We start from the raw sequence: 25,391 nt of genomic DNA on the forward strand, positions 1-25,391 counted from the left end.
ATCTTTTATGAACCCCAACAAAAAACAATCCCACAAATCAATCTTTGTTTTTGCCCTGGGAATGCTCGGTGTGTTCCTCCTATCCTTAACTCTCCGTTTTTGGGAACTAGAGCGATTTAACACTTTAGTATTTGACGAGGTTTATTACGCTAAATTTGCCAACGATTATCTCACCAAAACTCCGTTTTTCAACGCCCACCCGCCTCTGAGCCAGTACATAATTGCGATCGGCATTTGGATCGGCACTCACCTTCCCTTCGGCAAAACAGCCGTCAACAGTATGGCTGGCTCCCTGCTTTCCCCTTGGGATTACCGCTGGCTCAATGCTCTCACAGGTTCCTTTATTCCGCTAGTTGTGGGAGCATTAGCCTATCAGCTAGTTAAACGCCGCAGTTACGCTTTTCTTGCTGCTTTCTTTATCGCCTGCGACGGTCTGTTTTTAGTTGAGTCTCGCTACGCGCTGAACAACATTTATCTGGTTTTATTGGGAATCTTAGGTCAGTTATTTATTTTAAAATCCGTAGAAGCCGAAGGCAAAAAGCGCTGGCTTTGGCTGGTACTCGCCGGGATAGGTTTCGGTGCATCTGCTGCTATAAAATGGAACGGATTGTGGTTTCTTTTCGGTACTTATCTAATTTTACTCTGTGCTTGGGCCGTTCGTTTTATCCAGAGTAACAGAGGAAATGAAGAACAAATCCGCGAGGTAGATTCACCTCTAATTCCTGCCGAAAGTCCCGTACAAAAACTGACTAAACTCAATTTTATAGAACTCTGCTTAAGTCTAGCTATTATTCCTATTCTAGTTTACAGCATCTCTTGGATTCCTCACCTGCACTTTAATCCCACTCCCAATTTCTGGCAGATGCAAACGGAAATTTTGACTTATCACCAGCGGATTAAAAGCGGCCCAGATGTACATCCTTACTGTTCCACGTGGTACAGTTGGCCTTTGATGCTGCGCCCCATAGTTTACTTCTACAAAACTGCTAGCAGCAATGCCCAACCTGATCCGGTTTTGCCGCCTTTACCTGAAGGTGCAACTCAAGCAATTTTTGACGTTCACGCGATGGGAAATCCTTTGCTTTGGTGGTTGTCAACCTTAGCTTTATTGCTAGTAATAGGAGTTTTAGTTCACCGGATTTTGGTGTGGCTGCAAACGCGCAGCGAGGCTTCTGTTGACACCATAGAACAGCAGCGGCCGATTTTGTTTCCGCCGACTGCGGAAATGTGGCTGGCGTTATATTTAATAGTTAATTGGGCCGCTAATTTGCTGCCTTGGGTGAAGGTGACTCGCTGCATATTTTTGTACCATTATATGGGCTGTTCTGTGTTTGCAGCCTTAGCACTTGCTTGGTGGACTGACAGGTGGTTGCACAGCCCTCAAACTCGCCTCCGAGGGATGGGGGTAACAATTATTTTTCTGGTTTTGGGTGCTTTTATTTTCTGGATGCCTATCTATTTGGGACTGCCTTTGTCGCAAATGGAATGGAAAATTAGGATGTGGCTGCCGTCTTGGGTTTAAGTTAGAAATAATTCTTTTATTAACAGGAAATATGCCTGTTTCACAAGAAAATATGGAATGGAAAATTAGGATGTGGCTGCCGTCTTGGGTTTAAGTTAGAAATAATTCTTTTATTAACGGGAAAGATGCCCGTTTCACAAGAAAATTAAGTTTGGTGGAACAGGCATCTTGCCTGTTCCTAACAAAGGTGCAAGATGTAAGTTATAACATTTATTACCAAGGTGAGTTTGCTAAAGCTAGCATTATTTTTGATAGAGTGCTCGATAAACTGGTTCGCCCCTTTTCAGAGTCGCAATTTCTCTTTCAGTAGCCACAGGCAGGGGATTTTCTGCTAACCATTCGTCGCCGTTTTGACGTTTAAAACTGGGGTGATAGGAAAAGCGATCGCACATTTCGCTTTCTACTTCCTCAATATCTGACTGGATAAAAACTTCGCCGCCAATTGCCAGATAAGTTGCCAATTCGTTGACTAATTCCTGCTGTACCACCCGCCGTTTGTGGTGCTTTTTCTTGAACCACGGATCGGGAAATTGAATGCTAACTCGCTGCAAAGTGCCTGGGGGTAAAGTTTCTAAAATCGGCTTTAGGGAACTATTCGCATTGCAAAACAAATAGTGCAAATTTCTCAAGCCTTTTTCGTCCCGCCAAAGATTCGCTTCCTCTACCAGAGGTTCCCGAATTTCTAATCCTAGAAAGTTCCAGTCTGTTTGGATTTGCGCCATGTGCCACAAAAACCGTCCTCTGCCGCAGCCGATATCTAAATGCAGCGGTAAATTTAAGTCGGCATAGATTTTAGTCCAATCCGGGGGACTTGCAGATGCTTGATATCTAATTGATAGGGGATTGACGTGTTCCCGCACTCTTACTCTTGCCAATTTTGCTGTCTCCTGAATATAATTTTGAACCGCTGATGAAGGCAAATTAACGTGGATTAACGCAGATAAATATTGATTTTTGCGATATTGTTCAATACTTTTTAATTAATAAACAATATTAAATTGCAGGGGGACACTTTAATATTGCTCATTATTGCATTAGGCTTCTGGTTCCATGCCTGCTGCTCTTAATTGCGCGGCTAATCTTTCCGAGCGTTCTCGTTCTTGTTCGGCTTGCTGTTGAGCGAGATCCCTTTGCTGCCGTTCCCTTTCTACCATTTCTGCTCCCCACAATAACATCTCTCCGCTTTCATCCCACCAGCGCAACCAATATCCCGTTCTTTCGGCCTTGGTTCCCTGCCAAACACCCAAAAATAACCCAACTCCTTCAATCCAATAACGATTGTTTGAATCCGGCTGCTGTACTTGATATCTTTCTGATGAATTCAACTGATAGACTTCGAGAACTCCGGCGGCAGGTTCAAAAAGTGCATAGATTGGCACTCGCAATACTTGCTCGTAAAAAAACCATTTTCCCGGCGGATACGTTGGTTTTATTGAATATTCATCGTTGGCAGTAGCGGACAAAAATTCCATGACAATCGCCGGGACTTCTCCTTCTAAGTTGGGAGTGTAACTGCGACGAATTTCTTGACTAGAAAGCGGCTGTACGTTGCGGGCATAAAACCAATCTGGAGCTTTGATAACTAGCTTGCTGTCTACTGTCGCACAAATTCCCATGTTTGGGGCAACTAATATTCCTGTTACAATTAGTCCTGCGATTTCTAAGATTTCCCGCAAGGCTGCAGCCAGCAAGGGTTGGTCGATATTTTCCACAGGTTCCTCGTCTAAAATGAAGTCGTCTGGCAATTTTTCCCAGGTAATTTTTAAGTCGGCTGTACTGGCTGTCACGATATTTTACCTCTTACGGAGACTGCTGGAGTGCGGCTCGCAATACTTCGCGGTGAAAGAGCGATCGCTCTACTATGAATTTTATCCTGTCTGGCGATAAGGCGTCGCCGTTAGCATAGTGTTCCATCCAGGTTTTGCTAATTAGATAAGGATCGTCTGGCAATTCTGATAATAAGTATCCCGGCATTTCTAGCTCTTCCATTAACTGGCTGACTTTGGGATCGTAGCTGAGGGCAAAACAGCGACATTCTTCGGATGCTGCCATAATTAAACTGTGGTAGCGCATCCCGATCGCCATTTCGACACCCCGGAATACTCCTTTCAATTTTCTCGGATCGTCTAAACTGAGGATACGGCTCCTTTTCGGCAGGGCTTCGTGCAAATGTTGGGCAATTTCTAAGTCGTGAGACGCTTGAAAAGGCAGCAGCAAAATTAAGGTGCGAGTTGCTTTTTGAAAGTCAACTAAAGCTTGAGTTAAGATTGACAAACGGGCGGGAGTTAGTGTAGAGTGAGAACGCAAACAAACAGCAACTCTGGGCGCAGGTAAATCCCACAAACCCGACACGGGGGAATTCTCCAAAGCCCACACCGGATCGGGCGCTAAAGTAAAGGGAATTTTCCAATCTGCAAGTAAAGTAGCTGAACCTTTATCCCGCACGCTGACGGCGGTGCATCCAGCAAAACAACGCTGAGATAACTTGCTAGTGATTTCCCGCTTTAAAGGGCCAATTCCCTGAGCCCAGGCAACAGTTTTTAACCCCATCCGCTGCGCTAATCCCATCAAACCCCCATAATAGAAAGGGCTCGCAATGCTAGTAGCATCTTGGATTAAACTACCGCCGCCCCAGATTAGGGCGTCGGAAGTGCGGAGTGCTTCGAGAACTTGAAAGGCATTCATGCGATCGCGCGCAGCTACCCCGTACCGCTGATTTGTCTCGACAGGATTGCCAGACAGGACGATCGGCGTCACGCCATCTGGTAACATTTGCAGTAGCGATGCCAACAGCGCCTCGTCGCCGCCGTTGCCTTTACCGTAATAGCCGCACAAAATTGCTCGCATTTCTACTCTTTTCTTTGTTTGTAATGGGGAATCTAACGATTTTAGATTTTAGATTTTTTTGATATTTGAGATTTGAAATTTGATGCTACTACCAAAAAAATGCTACTGTCATCAAGCTTCAAGGCTTTACGTCATCAGTCAGCTCAAATCGCAAATCTAATAAAATCTCAACTCGCTAATCTAAAATTGTATGACGCATCATACTTTATATGACAGTTGCGTAAGTCCCGATAGATAAATTTTTCATCTTCGTTATCGATAAATCTTTGATCTTGGTTCACAATACAAAAAATGCACGCTTTGTCAATTCCCACCTGGATTATTCACATCTCTAGCGTCGTCGAGTGGATTGCCGCCATCTGGTTAATTTGGACTTACGGCGAAGTCACTCAAAACCGAGCTTGGTGGGCCCTTTCCGCCGGAATGCTGCCCGCTCTCGTCAGCGCGATGTGTGCCTGTACATGGCACTATTTTGACAACTCTCCCGCCCTAGAATGGATCGTTACCCTGCAAGCAGCGATGACTCTCTTCGGCAATTTTACTTTGTGGGCTGCAGCTTGGTGGATTTGGCGATCGGCTCAACCAGAAAAAATTAAAGATTGAAAAAGAGGTAAATATTTTGAAAAAAATCACTACTTGGGTCAAATTAGCCGCGAGTTCGCTGTTGTTAACAGCCGGATTATTGCTTCCCAGCAAAGCCAGCAACATTCCCGTACAAGTCGCCCAACAGCCTAACTGCAAAAATCCTCAAACCACGGTAGAGATGAATGTCTGTTCCAGCCAAGAGTTTGAGGCTGCCGACAAAAAGCTCAATCAAGTCTATCAGCAACTGCAAGCAAAAATCAGCAGTAGACAAAAGCAGAGATTGACTGTGGCACAGCGTACTTGGATCAAATTTCGAGATGAAAATTGTGATTATGCAAAAGGACAGTTTGAAGGCGGTAGTTTGGCTGCTTCTACCTACGGTTATTGCAGGGCTAGAGTGACGCAAGAACGGATTAAAGATTTGGAAGGTTATTTAAAACAAGCCAATTTGTAAAAGTTCGATCGCGATCGAGAATAATTTACCCATTCCATCATCAATACCGTAACAACCTCATCTTTTGCACTTTGAGAAGCCCCAGCACAAACCAGCTCAAGAGTGATATAAAGCTTTGTTTTTTATTTTACGCTTTGACACGCCGATGGTGTAGAATCTAAATTCTCAAATCTTATATTTTAAATCCCTATGTCCTTCGTTGGTTTGCACATTCACAGCGATTATAGCCTGCTGGACGGGGCGTCTCAGCTACAACAGCTCGCAGAACGGGCGGTGGAATTGGGGATGCCCGCGATCGCCCTTACAGACCACGGGGTGATGTACGGGGCGATCGAGCTAATCAAAGTTTGCCGAAATAAAAATATCAAGCCGATTATTGGCAATGAAATGTATGTCGTCAACGGCGACATAGAAGTAAAAGTTCGAGGTAGAAGAAAATACCATCAAGTTGTTTTAGCTAAAAATACCCAAGGTTATAAAAACCTCGTAAAACTAACCACAATTTCCCACTTAAAGGGAATGCCTGAAAGAGGTATTTTTGCCCGCCCCTGCATCAACAAAGAACTGCTAAAACAATACTCCGAAGGTTTAATAGTTACCAGTGCTTGTTTGGGCGGCGAAGTTCCCCAAATGATTCTGCAAAACAAGCTAGATGCTGCCCGTGAAGTAGCCACATGGTATAAAGAAGTATTTGGGGAAGATTACTATATAGAAATTCAAGATCACGGTTCTCCGGAAGACCGGATTGTTAATGTTGAAATCGTCAAAATTGCCCGCGAACTCAACATTAAAATAATTGCCACCAATGATTCTCACTATATTTCCTGCAACGACGTAGAAGCACACGATGCTTTGCTGTGCATTAACACCAACAAACTGATTGAAGAAGACAAGCGGATGCGCTACAGCGGCACTGAATATCTTAAGTCCGCAGAGGAGATGGCGCAACTGTTTCGAGACCATTTGGATGATGAAACAATCAAAGAGGCGATCGAAAATACCCTAGAGGTCGCAAATAAAGTATCGAGATACGAGCTCACAGGAGAAGCTCGGATTCCCACAATTCCAATTCCCCCAGAACATACAGCCGATACTTATGTAGAAGAAATATCCTGGCAGGGACTGTTAGAACGCCTCAAAGCCCGAACCAGAAATGAAATCCCCCCAGTCTACAAACAAAGACTAGAATACGAACTGAAAATGCTTCAGCAGATGGGCTTTTCGGAATACTTTTTAGTAGTTTGGGACTACATAAAATATGCTAGAGACAACGATATTCCCGTAGGGCCAGGACGCGGTTCTGCCGCAGGTTCTCTAGTGGCCTACGTCCTCAAAATCACCAATATCGACCCCGTACACCACGGACTACTATTCGAGCGATTTCTCAATCCCGAACGGAAATCAATGCCAGATATTGATAGCGATTTCTGCATAGAAAGGCGGGACGACATGATTAAATACGTTACTGAAAAATATGGTAGCGAGCGCGTAGCGCAAATTATTACTTTCAACAGAATGACATCAAAAGCTGTCTTGAAAGATGTTGGTAGGGTGTTAGGTATTCCCTACAAAAAAGCCGACGAAATGGCAAAATTAATTCCCGTGTCCAGGGGAAAACCGGAAAAACTTAAAGTGATGATTTCTGATGACACACCTGCACAGGAATTTAAAGATAACTATGAAAATACAATTTGCATAAATGCAGAAACTGGTACTGAAGTCCCCGTTCGTCAGTGGATTGACATGGCAATTCGCATTGAAGGAACCAACAAAACCTATGGGGTTCACGCGGCAGGTGTGGTAATTTCCTCAGAGCCCTTGGATGAACTTGTACCGCTGCAAAAGAATAATGAGGGGGCTGTGATTACCCAATATTTCATGGAAGATTTGGAATTTTTGGGGCTGCTGAAAATGGACTTTTTGGGATTGAAAAATTTAACAACGCTCCAGAAAACTGTTGATTATATTAAGCAAACCCAAGATATAACCCTCGATGCCGAAGCCCTGCCTTCTGATATGGAACGCAAAGCTCAAGAGACATTTACTAGAATCAAAAAGTTGCCCGCTGATGTAGCCAAAACTTATAAACTTTTAGAAAAAGGAGATTTAGAAGGTATTTTTCAGTTAGAATCATCTGGAATGCTGGATGTAGTGAAAAAACTGAAACCTTCCTGTCTGGATGATATTTCTTCTATTTTGGCACTTTACCGACCCGGGCCGCTGGATGCAGGTTTGATTCCTCAGTTTATTGACTGCAAGCACGGTAAAACAGTTGAGTACGATCATCCGCTATTAGAACCGATTTTAAAAGAGACTTACGGAACGCTTTGCTTTCAAGAGCAAATTATGCGGATGGCTCAAGATTTGGCCGGCTATTCTTTGGGTCAAGCTGATTTGCTGCGACGCGCAATGGGCAAGAAGAAAGCGGATGAAATGCAGAAGCAGAAGGAAACGTTTATCGACGGGGCAACTAAGAATGGAGTTAGTCAAAGAATTGCTGATAAACTGTTCGCGCAGATGCTGCAATTCGCTGAATACTGTTTTAATAAATCCCATTCAATGGCTTATGCCTATATCACTTATCAAACTGCCTATTTAAAGGCAAATTATCCTCTAGAATACATGGCTGCACTGCTGACTGCTAACAGGGGTGATCAGGATAAAGTACAGAAATATATTGCCAATTGTCTCAAGCTGGGTATTGAGGTTGAGCCGCCAGATGTTAATAGCTCTGAACTTACTTTTACACCGCTGCCTAAACAGATGACTGGATGTGCAAAAGATAAAATTTTGTTTGGGGTTTCGGCGGTAAAAAATGTGGGGGAGGGAGCAATTGAAAATATTTTGGCGGCGCGGCAGGAAGGGGGTAAATTTAAATCGCTAGCTGATTTGTGCGATCGCGTAAATCTCCATTCGGTCAACCGCCGCGCTTTAGAAGCTTTAATTCAATGCGGTGCTTTTGACAAAATTGACACCAACCGTAATCAATTAATAAACGACCTGGAAGGGGTAATTAAATGGGCGCAAGACCGCAAAAGAGATCGAGAAAGTGGCCAAGGCAATCTATTTGATTTGTTGGGTACGAGCTTCGGAAAATCGGCAAGTACCTATGACTCTGCTCCCAAATCAAAGCCTGTAAAAGATTTGGACAAACAGGATAAATTGCGTTTAGAAAAAGAATTGCTGGGCTTTTATGTATCAGAACATCCCCTCAAGTTTCTCATGCAAGTAAACCCAGACCCCGATGTAGTGACTCTCGAACAGTTAGCAGATAAAAAGGGGAAAGTATCAGTTATTGTCATGCTCAGCGCTATCAAACTTGTAGTGACAAAAAAAGGCGATGCGATGGCAATTGTGCAATTAGAAGATTTGACACATCAAATAAAAGCTGTTGTGTTCCCCAAGGCTTACGAACAAGTGAAACCTTACATTGTAGAGAATGCTATCTTACATATTAGTGGAAAAATTGAGAAAGATGGGGAGGAAATTCAGATAATTGTAGACACTGCAAAGCCGGTTGAAACAGTACAGGTTGCAGAGGAAATCGAGACAGTGGAACCGGAAATAACAAACCCTTGGCCGGCGGAACCCGTCAACGTTGTACGATCGACAAAACCTGTGGAAGTTTTAGAAATGGTGATTGTCAAGCTGACACCGCAGCAAGTACAAGACGGGAAAAAACTCAATTCTCTCAAAGCTATTTTACAAGAACTTTCCAATCGTGGAGAAGGTGCTAGCGTGTCGGTGGGGGGAATGGTTGTCGGTGAATATTCCTGTCAACCCCTTCGCATTAACCCTCAATTGTGGGTGCAAGATGGCGAGGGAACTGTTAGTCGTCTCAAGTCGGCTGGATTTGATGCTTGGGTTTTTCCTCTCAACAATCGCCCCGATGCTGCGGTATTTCGAGAAATGCGATCGCAACTTAATGTACATTCTTGGGCCAGCCCTTTGCTTGACACTGACACCGATCGCCTTCACAAGTATGTCAATTATCTCGCCCAATTAAACAGACGCCCGCCAAATTAACACTTCGCCACCATCCCCACCGGTGACTAAAGTTTGACCGTCAGGACTAAAAGCCACCGGATTGCACCCAACAAGAGAGCACACACATTCTCCTGTTTCCAGGTTCCAGAGTTTAACTGTACCGTCTCGACTGCCGCTAGCCATAGTTTCGCGATCTGGACTCATCGCCACCGAAATCACCGCATCAGAATGCCCCCTCAAAGTATTAATCAATTCCCCTGTATCGGCATTCCACAATTTAACAGTAGCGTCGGCACTTCCACTGACAATCATCTTGCCGTCTTGACTAAATGCGATCGCATAAACCCAATCTGAATGACCGACAAAAGTCCGTACGCTCTCCCCAATACCTACAAGCCACATCTTGATAGTTTTGTCAGCACTACCGCTGGCAAGCATCATACTTTGAGGACGAAAACTAACAGATAAAACCTTATCAGAATGTCCCGAAAGTTTTTGAACCAATCCTCCGTTGCACTGGTTCCACAATTTAATACTCTTGTCGCCGCTGGCACTCGCAATCGCTCCCGAGTCACAACTAAAAGCCACCGAATACACGGAGCCGTAGCGATGACTGTAAGGTGAACCAAAATCGCTGTAAAATTCGCGAATCATCGCCTTTTTATCCAGCTTCCACTCAATAACTTTTCTGTCAAAACTGCCGCTAACCATAATTCTCCCGTCGGGGCTGATTGCCACAGCATCAACCCTGGCGGAATGACCGAAAAAAGTATGGATAAATTCACCTGTTTGCAGGTTCCACAGCTTAATTGTTTTATCGTCGCTGGCGCTAGCAAGAATATTGCCTTGAGGATTAATAACAACAGCATTAACCGGGGCTGAATGACCGTGGAGAATGTGCTCGCACCGCCAGTTATTAGACACTAATGTCGGATTGCGAGCGGATGGGGCAACATTAATATTGTGGGGCGGCGCAGCGGAGACGGCGGTTGCTGTATTTGGCTGCGAGTTAGTTACTGGCGAATTAATAGCGATTTTGGTGGGTGAATTATAAGTGATTTGAGAGCGGGGATATTGCCCAAAATTTACCAAGTCTTGCAATACTTCAGCAGCGGATTGATATCGCTCTCGTACCGAATCTTTGAGCAATTTATTCAAAATAGTTGCTAATTTTTGGCTGACTTTTATGCCTTTTTGCGCCAAGTGCGATCGCCAAATCCATTTGCATTCCAAAGCATCGAACAAATCCTTAAGTACCGCCCCAGTTAGCAGGTGAATGCAGGTAACGCCCAAACTGTAAAGGTCGCTCGCCGGATAGGCTTTGCCGCTGCGAATTTGTTCAATTGGCGCATAGCCAGCAGTTCCAGTTATCGTCCCAGTTTGCGCCTCAGAAAGGCGGGTAATGTGCTTAGCAACTCCAAAATCAACTAGCACAAACTGACCCCCCCTCGCCTTGCCCTGTACAGCAGGAGATTCAGCCACAATTAGCCCTTTCATACCAGCAGAAGATTGAGGTAAATTTGCCCCTCCTTTTCCTTTACCAGGAGTTGAACTGCCATATCCGGCCGCAGCCCACAAGGTTTGGGGAGTTCTCCGCACAATATTTTCCGGCTTAATATCCCGATGAATCACCTGCTGCTCGTGAACAAATTGCAAAACAGGCAACAAATTGATCAACAATTCCCAAATCTGTTCCTCGCTAAAAGCTCCCTGCTGCTGCAACTCCTGAAATAAATTATTTCCCTCGATTAACTCTTCCACAAGATACAGACGCTTTGCTTGTTCAAAAGAAGCCAGCAAACTTGGAATCTGCGGGTGTTCTCCGAGTTCATGCAGCCGGTGAGCTTCTTGTTTGAACAGTGCAGTTGCTTTTTCTAATTCGGCCTTTTCTTGAACTTGGGGGAAAAATTGTTTGATGGCGCAGGGAGTTTTCAACCTATCTTCATCGACAGCTAAAAAAGTTCTGCCAAATGTTCCTTCACCGATAGGTTGAATGGCGCGGTAACGCTCTTTCAGTAGCAATTTAGAGCCGCACGCGAGACAAAAATTGGTTGAGTCAGCATTCTGCGGCTTTTGGCAATGGGGATTGAGGCAATAGCTCATCTTTTTTCCGGCCTGGAGATTCCCACCACAGCTAAACTTAGCAACATGGTAGTCTGTCTGTTTCCACTCACGCCCAGAGCACCATTCTCGACAATACCTGAGAAACCGGCTTTCTCAACCCAAAATTTCGGCTCTCAGGTTGAGCCCGTGGCAAGAAACCAAGGTGATGACACTAGAAGTGCTTGATGTGAGTTTCCATATATTCTAATGCTTTCCTAAAATTTTGCAGGTTGGCGACTCACACACTGGTATAGCAATCCTAAATCATTTGTGAATTTCTTACTCCCTCCCCTTGATAAGGGGAGGGTTGGGGTGGGGTAAAAAGTTTACGATTCGTGCAAGGATTGCTATATGTCAACAGTTAAGTTTTAACTAGGGCTATTCTGGAGCATTTATGCGGAGAGTAAATACAAAATTGAGATGCTCCCAGCTATTCTCCCCCGTCTAAAAGACACTCTTGCTCCTCGCCACCCTTCTGTGAGGATTCTTTGGCTTTAATCACCGCTTCTCTAAACCCTAAAACTAATAAAATATTGGCAAGTGTTAAGAATACTTCTGCAGAACCGTGCAGCCAATCGACATTTGCTAGTGACTCGTTGTAGGCAACTTTTGCGTAAATTGCCGCGGGAATCGTCACAGCTACAAAAACGAGAGTGCCGTAAAATCCCATCAGAGCTAAACGGGGTGTTTTTCCCGATCGAGTCAAAAACCAGAGAAATCCCAAGTAGGGAAATAGAGATAGAACAAATAAAGTTTCTTTGGAAATCATTAGTAATTGGTGAGCGACCAGATACTATGATAAATTAAAAGCTCACAAATTATTGTGAATAATTTTTAACTTTTAATTTTTACTTTTTAATATTTAATTAGACAAATGCACCCGTTTCTATCGAACCGCTATAGAATCACCCAAGACCATAGCTCTTAACCCAAGCCGCAGCAGGTTGGCAGTATTCAAAACCCCTCACCCACGCGGAGACAAAACCCGTAACTTTTCCCCTAACACCGTTTTTAGCCTAACACATTTTTCACCGTGCCAGTCTGTTAATTGTCCCTCACTCCCAAGCTACCCAGCAATTAGAAATAGAGACGGTTCCAAAGTTTTCTGTCTGCTAGGCATCAAGCAAGCATCGTTCAAAACCTCTAAATCCAAGCTATTATTTTTATCGGCTGCCAGAATTTCCTTCAGCTTAGCATCAAAATCAAAACACGGCCCGCAATCCCAAACTTTGAGTTCCAACCGTCCGTTAAACACCCTAATTTCCAGTTGAACAGGAGTTTCTACTGGAAGATTTTTGTGAGCGTGGCGAACTGCATTACTGAAACCTTCTGCCAAGGCCAACTGAAACTTACACCAAACCTCATTGGGGAGCGATAGATCTTTCAACTGCTCAAACCACAACAAAACTTGAGTTAAAGCATTGAGATCTGTGTTGACTTGCAGGCTAATATGTTGAACACAAGTTTCATGCAGCTCTTCTTCCTGATCTGTTTCAGTCTGCCAATCCCAGGTGTTTAATAAATTCATTAACCCATCTAAAACGCTAGATTTTTTTATATTTTGGGATCGATTGCGACCTTCTACTTCGTAAGTTTTGCTCAGCAACAAACAGTTTCGATTGTCGAGAGTCCGGGTGTAACTGAGTTCGTCTGCAATCTGCCACATGAGTTTGATCCCCCTGCCACCTTCTGCAAGTTGATCTATGCTGTTCGACATCTATTTTCCTCATCTGAAAGTATTAGCTGTACCCTATTTTCCCAGCCGCCGAGACATTTGGTATTTTTTTTATACTTGCTTGCTCGGTATTATTTCGGGGATCATACAAAAATGCTATCTTTTTTATAGAAGGCAGCGCATCAGCAATATGTCTTAAGAGTCTAAGCCAATTGGCTTATTTACCGATCGCCTGTACGGAGAACGATCGCCCTCGGCAGCAAAATCCAACTGCATCTATTACAAATACTTATCCGTTGTCGGAGTCGGTCACTTGTCGCAGCCGTCGCCAGCTCCAGAATCCCTGGTATTAAGGGAATCCAGCCGTTCGCCGTTCGCTGCCAGCGAGCCTTGATGTGCAGGCTTTCATCCCCACGGCGTAAGTAATATCCGTGAGGGCGATCGAACCTTACACCGTCGAGTCGCGTCCATCCACTAGACTAGGACTTACGCAAACAACCCAGTTTCTGCTGAGAATATTGGGTTTAACAGCGAGGAATTAACGAGGAAACCGGGTTTTTGGTCCCCCGCACGTAAGTCCAGCAGACAAATCGGTGATGAAAGGCAGTTACAGGACTTACCCAGACTATGACCCAAATCAAACTCAAAATTCTGACTGCAGCGATAATGCTACTCCCATTTTGCGCCGCACTTCCTTTACAAGCTCAAAATCTGTCTCTAGTCAAGCGCCTGCTAGAAACCAGAGGATGTCCCGGATGCGACTTATTTGGCGCTTCCTTGAGCCGTGCAGATTTGTTTGGCGCTTCCTTGAGCCGTGCCACTCTCAGCAGGGCCGACTTAGTTGATGCCGACTTGACTGCGGCTGACTTAATGGAAGCTAATTTAAACAACGCCAACATGAGAAACGCCTTTTTGGCCGACGCCGACCTCAGCAAAGCCGACATGAGCAGGGCAGACATCAGGGGAGCCAACTTAGAAAATGCCAACCTCAGCGAGAGTTTTCTGCGAGACGCATCGCTCCAGTTGGCTAACTTAAAATGCAGTAATTTGAGCGCCGCTAAACTAAGTAGAACAGACCTAAGAAATGCCGATTTAAGCGGTGCAAATCTCAGCGGTGCCGACCTCCAAGAAGCCGATTTAAGCGGTGCAAATCTCAGCGGTGCCGACCTTAGATCGGCAGACTTGAGGGATGCGAGATTGAACAAAGCTAATCTCACCGATGCGAATCTCTGTGGAGCGCGGATGCCCGATCAAAAAACCTCTCGGCGAGGCTGCGAAGTTAAGAAAGAACCAGCGATCAGCACGAACAATTACTGTAATTACTGCTATGCCTTGAATGACTGGTGGCTAAATGTATTAAGGTTCTACTAAGCAGTATCATCGCCATCACTACTCTGTTTAATATGTACTGTTAGAAGTGCGAGTAGGCGGTACAGATATCAAACTTAACCTGTTACCGCCAATAGCTTTTATCTACTTTGAATAACCTAAAAATTGGCTCAGTATTTGCAGATATTCTGCGCCCCCGATCTGTGCCACATTAGTGTGACCTCCATCAGGAACTATGTAAAGCTGTTTGGGTTCCGGTGCTGCCTCAAACATTTTTTTGCTCATTTCCACTGGAACTACATTGTCAGCAGTTCCGTGAATAAAGAGCACAGGCATTTGCAGGCGATCGACTTTGGAAAGAGAATCAAACCGCTGTGTCAGCAACAAATCGATCGGAAACATCCAAAACAGCCCTTTTTGGAAATTAACCATCGCCCGCGTCGAAGTAAAAGAGCCTTCTACGATTAACCCCGCAGCCTCCGGGTGACGCACAGCTAGATCGATCGCGATCGCCCCTCCCAAAGAATGACCGTAGATATAAATTTGATTCGGGTTAATCCCCCGCTGTTTCACCAAATAATCCCAAGCAAGTTGAGCATCCTCATAAACCTGAGATTCACTCGGAAAATCGCCCTGGCTTTTTCCATAACCACGATAATCAATCACAAATACCGACACACCTAATCGATGAAATCGATAAGCGTGTTCGACATTTGCTCCCACATTTGAAGCATTACCGTGCAGATACAAAACTACCCCCCCTAACCCCCCCTTGTTAAGGGGAGGAACCGGAGCGACGGCGCGTCTCTCACTTTGCCGGGACGTTCCGACTCCTCTAGCTCCCCCCCTTGGCAAGGGGGGGCTGGGGGGGGTTTCCGAGTCTCCGGTGTTAACAGAGGGAACAGCCTCCCCCTTTCTTGCTCCACCCGTTGCTAAGGGCGGGCTGGGGGGGGTTTCCGAGGCAGGAATCCACCACCCGTGCACGCTTTCCACCGCGTTTGTTTTAGTTGGAATTGGCAGCCAAACATCTTGATATTTCAACTGAAAATCATCTGGCGTAGTTTCGATCGCGCGCGCGGGAAAAAAGATAAACTTACCTTGCGCTACAAATAGGAATACACAAGCAGCAGAATAAGCCACGGCCAAAACTATCCCAAAAGCTATTAGCGCTTTAGACAAAAGGAATACTAGCAACTTGTTCATAGAAGATAGAGCACGCGGGAAGTTAGATATCTTTCAACAGCTAATGGCAAAGGATTAATTCAGATAATTAGCCAAGATCGATTACTAACTTCCGCCACAGCATTCCGCCGATTTTCCCAAATTAATCCAATTCCGGGTGATGCAAGTGCCAATTCGTTGACTGTTCGTAAGCGTGAGCCACTTGAAACAGCCGAGATTCTTGCAAAACATTACCAATCAGTTGTATACCCACAGGCAGTCCTTTATCATCAAATCCGCAGGGCAAACTCAAAGCTGGCAAACCAGCAAGATTCACCGGAATAGTCATCAAATCTGACAAATACATACTCAGGGGGTCATTAAATTTTTCCCCAGCCTTAAATGCGGTAGTAGGAGCTGTGGGACAGACTAAAACATCAACTTGAGAAAAAGCTTTTTCAAAGTCTTCTTTAATCAAAGTCCGAACTTTTTGAGCTTTCAGATAATAGGCATCGTAATATCCAGCCGACAATACGTAAGTGCCGATCGCAATCCGGCGTTTAACTTCCGCACCGAACCCTTGAGAGCGAGTTTTGGCATACATATCCAAAAGGTTATCAGAGTCTGGAGACCGGAAGCCGTACTTGACTCCATCATATCGCGCCAAATTTGCCGAAGCTTCCGAGGGAGCAATGATGTAGTAAGTGGGCAAACCGTAGCGGAACCGGGGACAAGAAATGACTTGAATTTCTGCGCCCAATTGTTGAAATTGCTCGATCGCCTTAGTAACAGCGTCTTTAACCCCCGATTCCAACCCCACACCAAAAGTTTCTTTAATTACACCAATTCTAATCTGACCCTTCGGCCGCAAACTGGGTCTTAAAGCTTGAGCGTAGTCAGGAATTGGGACATTAAGACTCGTGGAATCTCTCGGATCATAACCGGCGATCGCCCCCAACAAAATCGCCGAATCCTCAACAGTCCGGCCAAAGGGCCCAATTTGATCAAGAGAAGAAGCATAAGCCACCAAACCGTAGCGAGAAACCAACCCATAAGTCGGTTTCAGCCCCACCAACCCGCAAAAAGCAGCAGGTTGGCGGATTGAGCCGCCAGTATCCGAACCCAAACTCACGACGCATTCTCCAGCGGCTACCGCTGCGGCAGAACCACCAGAAGACCCTCCGGGCACGCGCTCCAAGTCCCAAGGATTCGCGGTAACTTGATAGGCAGAAGTTTCTGTCGAGCTCCCCATTGCAAACTCGTCCATATTCGCCTTACCCACAATCACCGCACCGGCTGCTTGGAGTTTGGAGACGACGGTTGCATCGTAGGGAGGAACAAAATTCTCCAAAATCCGAGAGGCGCAGGTTGTAGGAACGCCCTCGGTACACATATTATCTTTAACGGCGATCGGAATGCCGGCCAACAGGCCAATTTGCTCTCCGGCTGCGATTTGGGCATCCACTTTATGGGCCTGCGCCAATGCGCTGTCTGCCGTAACGCACAGAAAGCTTTTCAACTTCGGCTCTAGCTGGGTAATTCGGTCTAATGCTTCTTGAGTAATTTCCACAGCAGAGCGTTCTTTATTGACCAGTTGTCGGTGCAACTCGCGGATGGATGCCATGCTCGTACCTTTATCATTTCTACTTTGAGACAATACAGTTAATATAGCTGGCAATTGTACCTGCTTACAGCCCGAAGGCAAAGTCGGCTATTTTTGTGGCGAAAGTTCGAGCCTCAAAGAGGACTCCGCTAACGCGCGAGCGGTCATTTTATCTACAATAGATTAAATTCCCCAAATCCCACCGAACACAAAATAGCGATCGAGTTTTTTACCTAATCTTTTAACAAACCAAGAATGCAACTGTATCAGGACTGATGCAAAAAGTGGTTTGACGCGAGATTTATATGAGTAAGGGGTAAAATGTGCAATGCTGCTCCTACATAATTAGGTTCTGCCTCCAAGAAGGTGTATGCAAGATCCCACTCCTTATGAAATCAGTCATTCCCAATTCTGTAATCTAAATTATAAAATATTAGAACCCAGATTCTCTTGGACGCAACCCAGGCTTTATGATATAAAAAATGGCATAAAAAATCAACTAAACCCAAATTGTCAGTGCTTTATTCAAGAAAAAATATTCAGATAATATTAAAACATTTTCTGAGAATAAATTACCCCTTTTGTGAGATTTAATATTTTTTTAAGACATAAGTTTAAGCCTCGGAATCTGACTTTTTACGAGCTCATTCGCCTCTTTATTATTTTAAAAATGTCAACTGAAAACAGAAAATCATGACAAATAAAATATTAGATTACGGCTGCAGATTCCCTAATAATTATAACCCAATTATGAAGAACACTTTTTTAGCCACAAATTACTGAAAGTTATCAGTCATCCGAGTGAATTAATGGCGGCTGCGCGATCGAAGAAAATAGTGATCGACCTTTTCTGATACACGCCCATTGTGCCAGAGGTCAACAAGCCTGTCAGAAATCTGGGGCTGACAAAAAAGCTCGAAACGCTCACCCCCACGCCGAGGTCTTTTGTTGCGCGCACCTGCAAAAAACCAGCAGTCCTTCCTCAAGTGCGACTAGCTGCGTGCATCGGGGGTAAAAAAAGCTACTTATTTGCCACCACGATCCCCAGGAAAATAATTTCATCCGGAATTATCCCCAAAACCAAAGATATATGGTAAGAAGTTCCCGATGCCCCGTTGGAGGAATGCCACCTAAAGCTCACTTAGAATCCCACCTGACGGCAGAGGAACTCAAAATTCGCTACCGGCAGGCACAAAACACCACAGAGTCGCGCCGCTGGCACTTGCTGCTGTTAGTTTCCAGAAATTGGACTATCAAACAAGCAGCCCAAGTCGTAGGCCTCAACTACGACTATGCCAAAGAAATTGTCCAGCGCTACAACCGAGAAGGGCCTAACTCTGTGAGAAATCGCAGCGGAGACCGCCAGCCCCCTCCTGCCAAATCCTTGCTGAATCCTGAAGAGCAAGAAGAACTGCGACAAGCGCTGCAAGGCCCTGCCCCCGACGGCGGAGACTGGACCGGCCCCAAAGTAGCTCGCTGGATTGCCGAAAAAATCGGTAGCGATCATGTCTGGCCCCAACGCGGCTGGGATTACCTGAAACGGTTGGGTGCTGACTGGCGACGGCGACGCAAAAAGTAGATAGTTCGCAATATTTAGAGGGGGTTGATTGCTTTGGTGCGATCGCTCCCTTTATTTTGGTTATTTTGCCACATTGGCGCGATCAAACTATTTTAGATTTTAGATTTTAGATTTTAGATTTGTTCTCCTATCTAAACTCTCAAAGCGTTTGACTGATGTAACAATAGCTGCTTATATAGAATTTGGTTGTGTTGAGGATGTTAAATATGCCAGAGATCAGGCGTTTTTTGTCGATCGCCAACAAGATGGCGGCAGTAGTAGCCGGCATCGGACTGGTTCAGATGTTAACTATCGCAAGTTCATTCTCTCAATCATCTAACCCGCGTTCCCTAGACGAACTCTACAAAATTCGCGATCGGCTCGTCACCGAATTAGAACAACCCCCCTCTCCCTCCCCAGAACCAACCCTGCTCTCGCGCTTAGTTCCCGTTGCCGCCAATCCTCAAGAACAACTGCTACAGCAGTTGCAAGCGGTGGAAGCTCAAATATTAGTAGAACAGAGGGCTAACGACAACTTACAACAAGCAGTCCGTTTAGCCAACCGAGCCGTAGAAACTAAACGGCCGCAAAATAAGTCGATCGAATCTTCGCAGCAAACTCAATTTTTGTGGAACCAGGCCCTCAACAACTTGCAGGAAGTTCCTCAAAATTCATTTTTAGCTTCCCTCGCTGCCTCAAAAACTCAAGAATATCGGGAAAATTTAACAGCAGCAACCTTTCAAGTCCAGCAAGCAAAATCTAATTTCTTGGCTGCGGTTGCCCGGGAAAGCGGTTTGTCGGCTCAAGCTTCGATCGGTGTTTGCAACCTTTCTAGAGAGTGCGTACACTTGCGGGGCGATGTGCCTCCTGTCAGTCCGGCCAGCTTAATTAAATTGCCGATTGCTGTCGCCCTGATGCAAAAAGTCGAAAAAGAAAAAATTAGTCTCAACCAGGAAGTATTTGTCAATTCGGGTAATTTCACCGAAGACTCATCTACGCAGATTTTGTCCCCTAAAAATTACCCGCTACAGCTACTGTTAGAAGAAATGATCGATCGCAGCAGCAATACCGCCACAAATCAACTGATCGATTATTTGGGATCCGATTACATCAATCAATTTTTAGATAATCGCGGCTACCAAGTCACCCGCGTTAACTTCAAATTAATGGGGGAAAAGATTATGCCCGCCAACCCCGGTTCTGGCCCCAACCGCCTGACTGCTAACGAACTCACCGAAATGATGGTGCAAATTTACAACGGCGAAACACCTGGTGCTAAACTATTAATAGAAACTCTCAACCGCCAGTACGATCACGCTCTGGGATTTGCCGCCTTGCAAGGAACTAAAGCTCAGTGGTTGGGCGAAAAAACAGGCCAAAATTCCCTGGTGCTCGGCACAACTTTAGCGATGAGTATTGACGACGAGGCCTATGTAATGACTGTGATTGACACCAGCAGCGGCGATTTACAAATGCGCCAGTCTATTTCTAAAATTGCCGATTACATTAGCCGGAATCCCGGATTTTAAGAGAATATTGCGAAAACGACTTATTTTGGCTCGCGGTAAGTTGCCAGGTTTCAGCGCATGGGGTAGGGCACCCAATTCGAGAATTTAGCGAGATGCTCCCAATATACCATGCACGCCGTCAAAGCCCAGATTAGACCCGCTGCTATTAGAACGATCGCCCCAATCAGTCGCAGAGTGCGATTAGTTGGCATCAACAGCGCAGGCGTCGCGCAGACGCCACCGAGTCCCGACAGGATGAAGCCCATACCTGATAGTATTGGCTGCGTGGTTAGACCGAGATTGATAATCCGCAAACCGATCAAAATAGCAGCCGCACCTGCGAAAAAGGCGTAAATCGTAACTGTTAGCAACTCCCAATTTTGAGCTAGGGCGACAGCAGCACCGAGGAAGACGATACCGAACAAAACTGACATTTCCCCGAAGGCAATGTTGAAGCTGCCTGGAAGTGACCAAGTGAAGATCATGTGCAAGCCTGTTGTCAGGGCGATCGCGCCACTCATGCCAAACCCGGGAATCCACCGTGTTCGATCGGCGCCGTCGATACCGGAATAGACATAGTAGGCGAGGATAAATAACCCTGCCACCATATTGATCAGCATCAAACTGATGTAGTTAATAAACATTTATTTGCCGACCTCCGTCACTCATAAAGGTGAATTACATCTATTGTACATCTCCCATAATTCTTGTGGAACAGGCCGGAGAGACTGTTCTTGACCTGCTTTTTGGGAGATGTCTATTAACTAACCCAGCAAGAAAGTAGACTTCGCACTCGAATAAAAATTAGGAGCAGGAAAAGTCAGTTGTCGCAGATTTAAATTAGCACCTCCTTCAATAATTGCAATTGTATCTTCTGGTTTGGAGATGACTAAATCTGCACCTACCGGAGATATTTGATAGTCACTGAGTTGACCTGCTAACCTGAGTACATCACCCTGCGTGGGGTTGAATCCGCGAATGCGAGCCTCCCCTGGCCCTCTATATAATTCTTGCGCGCTGGGAATCATCTGAGACGGTGGTGGCGAGGTAAAATCATAAGCCAACATAAAAGTATCAGCCCCTTGGCTGCCAATCAGGGTATCAAATTCATTGCTACCATTACTAAAATAACGGCCGGCTCCGCCAAAAGTAAAACTTGTATCTAAATCAACTCCAGTAATTTCCGTTTTTCCATTGCCAAAAGCAGTGACAATATCATTTCCATTAGTTCCAACAAAAGTGGCAGAGCGATTCGGTTCAAATTGTCCAAATTTTGTATAATGATCGAGACCTGAAGAGAAATTTCCTGCTTTCACAGCCGCAGCAACATCGGGATTTTTTTGCAAATATTCAAATTCCGAAAAGTTATCCAATACACTATTTATACTAAAAATCAAAATACCGCGACCTCGATTTGCTAGAAAGGGAATATTGGCATTTCCCTCAATTTGAGCGACTCTTTCGATACCTCTACCATTGCCTAGAAGAATATAAGAATTGCTGCCATTCTCTCCAGACGAGAATTGATACCCTCCTCGCGTTCCTGCGAGTTGGATCGAATCAGCTTGCGGGTCAAAATTTTTAATAATAACAGGTATGTTTCCAAAACCCCTGTAGAAAATAGGATCATTGGTATGGGAAAAATCCCCAACACCAAGCACAAAAGTATCAGAGCCTTGACTGCTAATTAAGGTATCTTGATCGAGATAATAGTTGTTTTTTTCATAAACTCGATTGCCTGCTGCATCTAAAGATAGTTGAACGCCGGTGATTTCAACTTTCCCTACGCCAAATCCAGCTACAACGTCACTGGCTGTAGTACCGACAAAGGTTGCAGAGCGACTTGGCTCAAATTGTCCAAATTTTCGGTAATGTTCTCCACCTGTTTTGAAAACTCCTGCTTGGACTGCTGCTGCTACATCCGGGTTTTTCAGCAAATATTCGGGTTCAAAAAAAGTACTCGCATAAAGGCTTTCTTGGGCTCCGAATTTGATAAAGTGCTCAAAACCCGATTTGAAAGTTTGGTTCTGCACAAAGGGAGCAAGTACGGGGTATCGCTTTAAATAAAATGATTCATCGTAGTCAGGCGATGTATTGACAAGACCTTGTTCCCAGCCAAACTGAATAAAGTGATCTAAGCCTGATGCAAAAGCTCCGGAACTGACAGCGGCCGCGACTGCGGGATTGTTGGCGAGATAGTAACTTTCATCGTAATATCGCGACACTTCCGTGAAACCGAGTTTTTGACCAAACTTTTCAAAGTGTTCTTTGCCAGAACTGATAATTCCTTGATCGATAGCTTGTTGAACAAAGGGATATTTTGTGAGGTAGTAATTTTCGTCCAAAATATCATAGTTAGCCATATTCTCCTTCTCAGGTATTGATCGGTTTTTTTCCAATTCACCTTACTTTAGGCAAAAACGTTATTTCTTGACAACACAGGCAAGTTAGATATAATTAAATTCAAATCAAGTAATTCGAGAAATAAGATGTATTAATAATTAATATTTTTTGAGGAGTTTTAAGATTTTTCAATTTTATTTAATTCGTTCGATCGCGTAATCAGAAAATGCCACACACAAAACTCAGCGTTTCCGTCAAAGGCAAAGGGTTTCCCATCCTCTGCTTGCACGGCCATCCAGGTTCCGGCGATTGTATGTCCGTCTTCACAGAACACTTATCAAAGCGGTTCCAGACGATCGCCCCTGACTTGCGCGGATACGGCAACAGCCGCACCTCAACTGCCTTTGAAATGACCGATCACCTCCTCGATTTAGAAGCACTTTTAGATCGATGGGGGATCGATCGGTGTTTGGTGATCGGATGGTCTTTGGGAGGGATTTTAGCCCTGGAATTAGCCATGAAATATCCCCAGCGAGTCACCGGTTTGATTGTACTCGCATCCGCAGCCAAACCGCGAGGAAGTCACCCTCCCATCTCTTGGCAAGATAACCTTTACACCGGTTTAGCCGGAATTATCAATTGGGCGATACCCGGTTGGCAGTGGAATATTGATACTTTTGCGAGGCGATCGCTCTTTCGCTACTTGATACAGCAGCATACAGCCACCCCTTACCGCTACTTAGCACAGGCAGGCACCCCCGCCTACCTCAAGACTTCCAACACGGCCACCAAGGCGTTAAATACCGCTCTGAGGGCTGGATACAACCGACTGCTCCACCTCGGCGACATTCAATGTCCCAGCTTGGTGTTGGCCGGAGAGGCCGATCGGCACATCACCTCAGAGTCGAGTTTAGAAACCGCCCGCCACCTCCACGATTGTCAGTGGCAGTGCTATCCCAATACAGCCCACTTGTTCCCTTGGGAAATTCCCGATCGGGTACTCGCAGACATCGATCACTGGATTGAGAGTCACCCCGAAGCAGTTGGCAATTGCGAGTGTTGAGTTTGGAGTTGGTCACAAGCAATTTATCACCCAACAATCAAGAGTTTTGAAGTTACAACTCACAACTCAAAACCGCACAACGTTGTGAGGGAAGCGTAGCCCTCTCACAACTCAAAAATCCCCTGCTTCTACTGACCGCTCAAAACCGGCCACAGCCCTCCATCACCAAGCTTTCCCAAATCTTCTGCAACAGTCAAAGTAATTGGTTTGCAGCGGTAAATCGAAACACTAACACCTTCTGCCCCTTCATTTTCTATGTCTTCTACATATCCTGCTTTTGCAGCTTCCGCCTCTCCATCGGTTAAGAACGGGCCAAAATAGTAAATGCACCGCGGCGCTGAAGTTTTAACTTCAACCCACCAAGCCAATCCGAAAAAGTTGAGTAAGGTAATCAAGAATTCTTTCATCTGCTTTTCTAATGTATTTGATGGTGTTTTCAGGGTGCTGCGAACACGCCTAGGCTTTTGTTATTTACACGTGGCTGACTGCTGCCAAGAACCGTCCAAACCTATTTAAAGCTGATCTCTAAATAGATTGGTGTCGAATTCCTGTTTGAACCTAGGGGCAAGGCCCCTTCTACTTTCGCCTGAACAAGTAACGAGAGTCGATCGGCTATCCTTACTTGTTCCGGGTGTGGTGCCACTCTATTCTGGGCCGCATTCACAATAAGCTACTCTGTTGTACTCTTTTTTTCAACCACCTTTAGGAGCCGTGTACGTGAAACTTTTTGGGTCCGCGCTGGCGGTAAATTTCGTATAAAGCCATCCCCGTTGCTACCGAGACATTCAGGCTAGGAGTTTGGCCCCTTAAAGGAATTGAAACTAATCCGTCACAGCCGCGCTGTATCAAAAGGCTCAAACCGTCAGCTTCACCACCCACCACTAAAACAGTGGGCCCGGAGAACTTGACTGTCTCTATAGATTGACCGACGCCTGCTGCAGTGCCATAAATCCAGAATCCAGCCTCTTTGAGTTCTTCCAGCGCCCGGTTAAGATTGACAACCCTCGCCACGGGCAGGCTTTCCAATGCCCCTGCTGCCACTTTTCTCACTGCCGAGGTAATCCCAACAGCCCGCCGCTGGGGAATCACCATGCCCTGAGATCCCAATGCTTCTGCGGTGCGAATGATCGCCCCTAGATTGTGCGGGTCGTTGAGTCCTTCGGCTACCACAATTACTGGATCTTCGCAAGCCGACTTAGCCTTCGCGATCAGTTCGCTCAAATCCAGGTATTCGTAGGCTGATACTTGAGCCGCTACGCCTTGGTGGTTTGCTTTGCGCGTGATGTAGTCGAGGCGCAAATCGTCAACTTCGTCAATGATGCTGCCGTTGGCTTTGGCTTCGGTTAGCAAGCTGTGAAAGCGGGGATCGTAGCGCAGGTGGGGAACAACCCAGATCCGGTTGAGGACTTGGTTTGTTTCTAAAGCTGCTTGCACCGCATGGCGGCCGTAAATCATGTCGTCTGTGTCTGCGTCTGGTTGCACGACTGTATTTGAGGCAGTGTCAACAGGGCGAGTGTCTCTGTCTTTGTCTCTGTCTCTGAAATGGTTGCCCCGGAATTCTTGGGGGCTATTGTCTTTGTCTCTGTCTTTGTAATAATTGCCCCTGGATTCCTGCGGGCTGCTGTCTCTGTTTCTGTCTCGGAAATTGTTGCG

General features: G+C 45.5%; 20 protein-coding genes. 8 read left to right on the plus strand and 12 right to left on the minus strand.

Annotated features, from left to right (window positions below):
- Positions 1-7 precede the first annotated feature (7 nt).
- Positions 8-1,522 carry a phospholipid carrier-dependent glycosyltransferase gene (locus QT996_RS02825; RefSeq protein ID WP_333044366.1) on the plus strand — a complete coding sequence of 505 codons (1,515 nt, stop codon included), beginning with the start codon at positions 8-10 and terminating at the stop codon, positions 1,520-1,522.
- A gap of 242 nt (positions 1,523-1,764) precedes the next feature.
- Here the strand turns inward: QT996_RS02825 and trmB are convergent, their stop codons facing one another.
- The 3 genes from trmB to csaB all read right to left on the minus strand — a co-directional run bounded on the left by trmB (position 1,765) and on the right by csaB (position 4,369).
- A complete protein-coding gene (trmB, locus tag QT996_RS02830) occupies positions 1,765-2,397 on the minus strand; it encodes a tRNA (guanosine(46)-N7)-methyltransferase TrmB (protein ID WP_333044367.1) in 633 nt (210 codons plus the stop codon).
- A 159-nt stretch (positions 2,398-2,556) separates the two neighbouring features.
- Complete coding sequence (locus tag QT996_RS02835) at positions 2,557-3,309, minus strand: Uma2 family endonuclease (RefSeq protein WP_333044368.1); 753 nt, start codon at positions 3,307-3,309, stop codon at positions 2,557-2,559.
- A gap of 13 nt (positions 3,310-3,322) precedes the next feature.
- Positions 3,323-4,369, minus strand: a complete 1,047-nt coding sequence (gene csaB, locus QT996_RS02840; protein ID WP_333044369.1) for a polysaccharide pyruvyl transferase CsaB — start codon at positions 4,367-4,369, stop codon at positions 3,323-3,325.
- A gap of 291 nt (positions 4,370-4,660) precedes the next feature.
- Here csaB and QT996_RS02845 point away from each other — a divergent pair, with 291 nt between their 5' ends.
- The 3 genes from QT996_RS02845 (at position 4,661) to QT996_RS02855 (ending at position 9,434) form a co-directional block, all read left to right on the plus strand.
- A complete protein-coding gene (locus QT996_RS02845; protein ID WP_333044371.1) occupies positions 4,661-4,972 on the plus strand; it encodes a DUF2499 domain-containing protein in 312 nt (103 codons plus the stop codon).
- Between the two features lie 16 nt (positions 4,973-4,988).
- Positions 4,989-5,408, plus strand: coding sequence for a lysozyme inhibitor LprI family protein (locus QT996_RS02850; RefSeq protein ID WP_333044372.1), 420 nt, complete (start codon positions 4,989-4,991; stop codon positions 5,406-5,408).
- Between the two features lie 189 nt (positions 5,409-5,597).
- Positions 5,598-9,434 (plus strand): DNA polymerase III subunit alpha, encoded by a 3,837-nt coding sequence (locus QT996_RS02855; protein ID WP_333044373.1) that lies wholly within the window; start codon positions 5,598-5,600, stop codon positions 9,432-9,434.
- On the opposite strand, the gene QT996_RS02860 is transcribed toward QT996_RS02855, so the two are convergent.
- From QT996_RS02860 to QT996_RS02870, 3 genes are all read right to left on the minus strand, one after another.
- Complete coding sequence (locus QT996_RS02860) at positions 9,411-11,498, minus strand: protein kinase domain-containing protein (RefSeq protein WP_333044375.1); 2,088 nt, start codon at positions 11,496-11,498, stop codon at positions 9,411-9,413. The genes QT996_RS02855 and QT996_RS02860 overlap by 24 nt on opposite strands.
- Before the next feature lie 430 nt (positions 11,499-11,928).
- Positions 11,929-12,267 carry a DUF3593 domain-containing protein gene (locus QT996_RS02865; RefSeq protein ID WP_333044376.1) on the minus strand — a complete coding sequence of 113 codons (339 nt, stop codon included), beginning with the start codon at positions 12,265-12,267 and terminating at the stop codon, positions 11,929-11,931.
- A 297-nt stretch (positions 12,268-12,564) separates the two neighbouring features.
- Positions 12,565-13,215, minus strand: coding sequence for an ATP-binding protein (locus QT996_RS02870; RefSeq protein WP_333044377.1), 651 nt, complete (start codon positions 13,213-13,215; stop codon positions 12,565-12,567).
- Between the two features lie 624 nt (positions 13,216-13,839).
- Here QT996_RS02870 and QT996_RS02875 point away from each other — a divergent pair.
- Positions 13,840-14,544: a pentapeptide repeat-containing protein gene (locus QT996_RS02875; protein WP_333044379.1), complete on the plus strand. Its 705-nt coding sequence runs from the start codon at positions 13,840-13,842 to the stop codon at positions 14,542-14,544.
- A 102-nt stretch (positions 14,545-14,646) separates the two neighbouring features.
- Here the strand turns inward: QT996_RS02875 and QT996_RS02880 are convergent, their stop codons facing one another.
- Complete coding sequence (locus QT996_RS02880; RefSeq protein WP_333044381.1) at positions 14,647-15,705, minus strand: alpha/beta fold hydrolase; 1,059 nt, start codon at positions 15,703-15,705, stop codon at positions 14,647-14,649.
- A gap of 121 nt (positions 15,706-15,826) precedes the next feature.
- Positions 15,827-17,287: an Asp-tRNA(Asn)/Glu-tRNA(Gln) amidotransferase subunit GatA gene (gatA, locus tag QT996_RS02885; RefSeq protein WP_333044443.1), complete on the minus strand. Its 1,461-nt coding sequence runs from the start codon at positions 17,285-17,287 to the stop codon at positions 15,827-15,829.
- Positions 17,288-18,389: 1,102 nt separating this feature from the next.
- Between gatA and QT996_RS02890 the strand changes: the two genes are divergently transcribed.
- Both QT996_RS02890 and QT996_RS02895 read left to right on the plus strand, forming a co-directional pair.
- A complete protein-coding gene (locus QT996_RS02890; protein ID WP_333044446.1) occupies positions 18,390-18,845 on the plus strand; it encodes a helix-turn-helix domain-containing protein in 456 nt (151 codons plus the stop codon).
- A gap of 206 nt (positions 18,846-19,051) precedes the next feature.
- Positions 19,052-20,353 carry a serine hydrolase gene (locus QT996_RS02895; RefSeq protein WP_333044382.1) on the plus strand — a complete coding sequence of 434 codons (1,302 nt, stop codon included), beginning with the start codon at positions 19,052-19,054 and terminating at the stop codon, positions 20,351-20,353.
- 50 nt (positions 20,354-20,403) lie between these two features.
- Here QT996_RS02895 and QT996_RS02900 read toward each other — a convergent pair whose 3' ends face one another.
- Entirely contained in the window at positions 20,404-20,976 is a 573-nt protein-coding gene (locus QT996_RS02900; protein ID WP_333044384.1) for a DUF981 domain-containing protein, read from the minus strand.
- Between the two features lie 120 nt (positions 20,977-21,096).
- Complete coding sequence (locus QT996_RS02905; protein WP_333044385.1) at positions 21,097-22,695, minus strand: hypothetical protein; 1,599 nt, start codon at positions 22,693-22,695, stop codon at positions 21,097-21,099.
- Between the two features lie 206 nt (positions 22,696-22,901).
- Here QT996_RS02905 and QT996_RS02910 point away from each other — a divergent pair, with 206 nt between their 5' ends.
- A complete protein-coding gene (locus QT996_RS02910) occupies positions 22,902-23,738 on the plus strand; it encodes an alpha/beta hydrolase (protein WP_333044386.1) in 837 nt (278 codons plus the stop codon).
- 128 nt (positions 23,739-23,866) lie between these two features.
- Here the strand turns inward: QT996_RS02910 and QT996_RS02915 are convergent, their stop codons facing one another.
- Both QT996_RS02915 and rlmB read right to left on the minus strand, forming a co-directional pair.
- On the minus strand, positions 23,867-24,145 hold the full coding sequence (locus QT996_RS02915) for a DUF1816 domain-containing protein (RefSeq protein WP_333044387.1): 279 nt from the start codon (positions 24,143-24,145) through the stop codon (positions 23,867-23,869).
- 295 nt (positions 24,146-24,440) lie between these two features.
- Positions 24,441-25,391, minus strand: a 951-nt coding sequence (gene rlmB, locus QT996_RS02920; protein ID WP_333044389.1) for a 23S rRNA (guanosine(2251)-2'-O)-methyltransferase RlmB, incomplete at its 5' end; no start/stop codon positions are given.

The sequence above is a fragment of the Microcoleus sp. S13C4 genome (assembly GCF_036700865.1).
Classification (GTDB): Bacteria; Cyanobacteriota; Cyanobacteriia; order Cyanobacteriales; family Microcoleaceae; genus Microcoleus.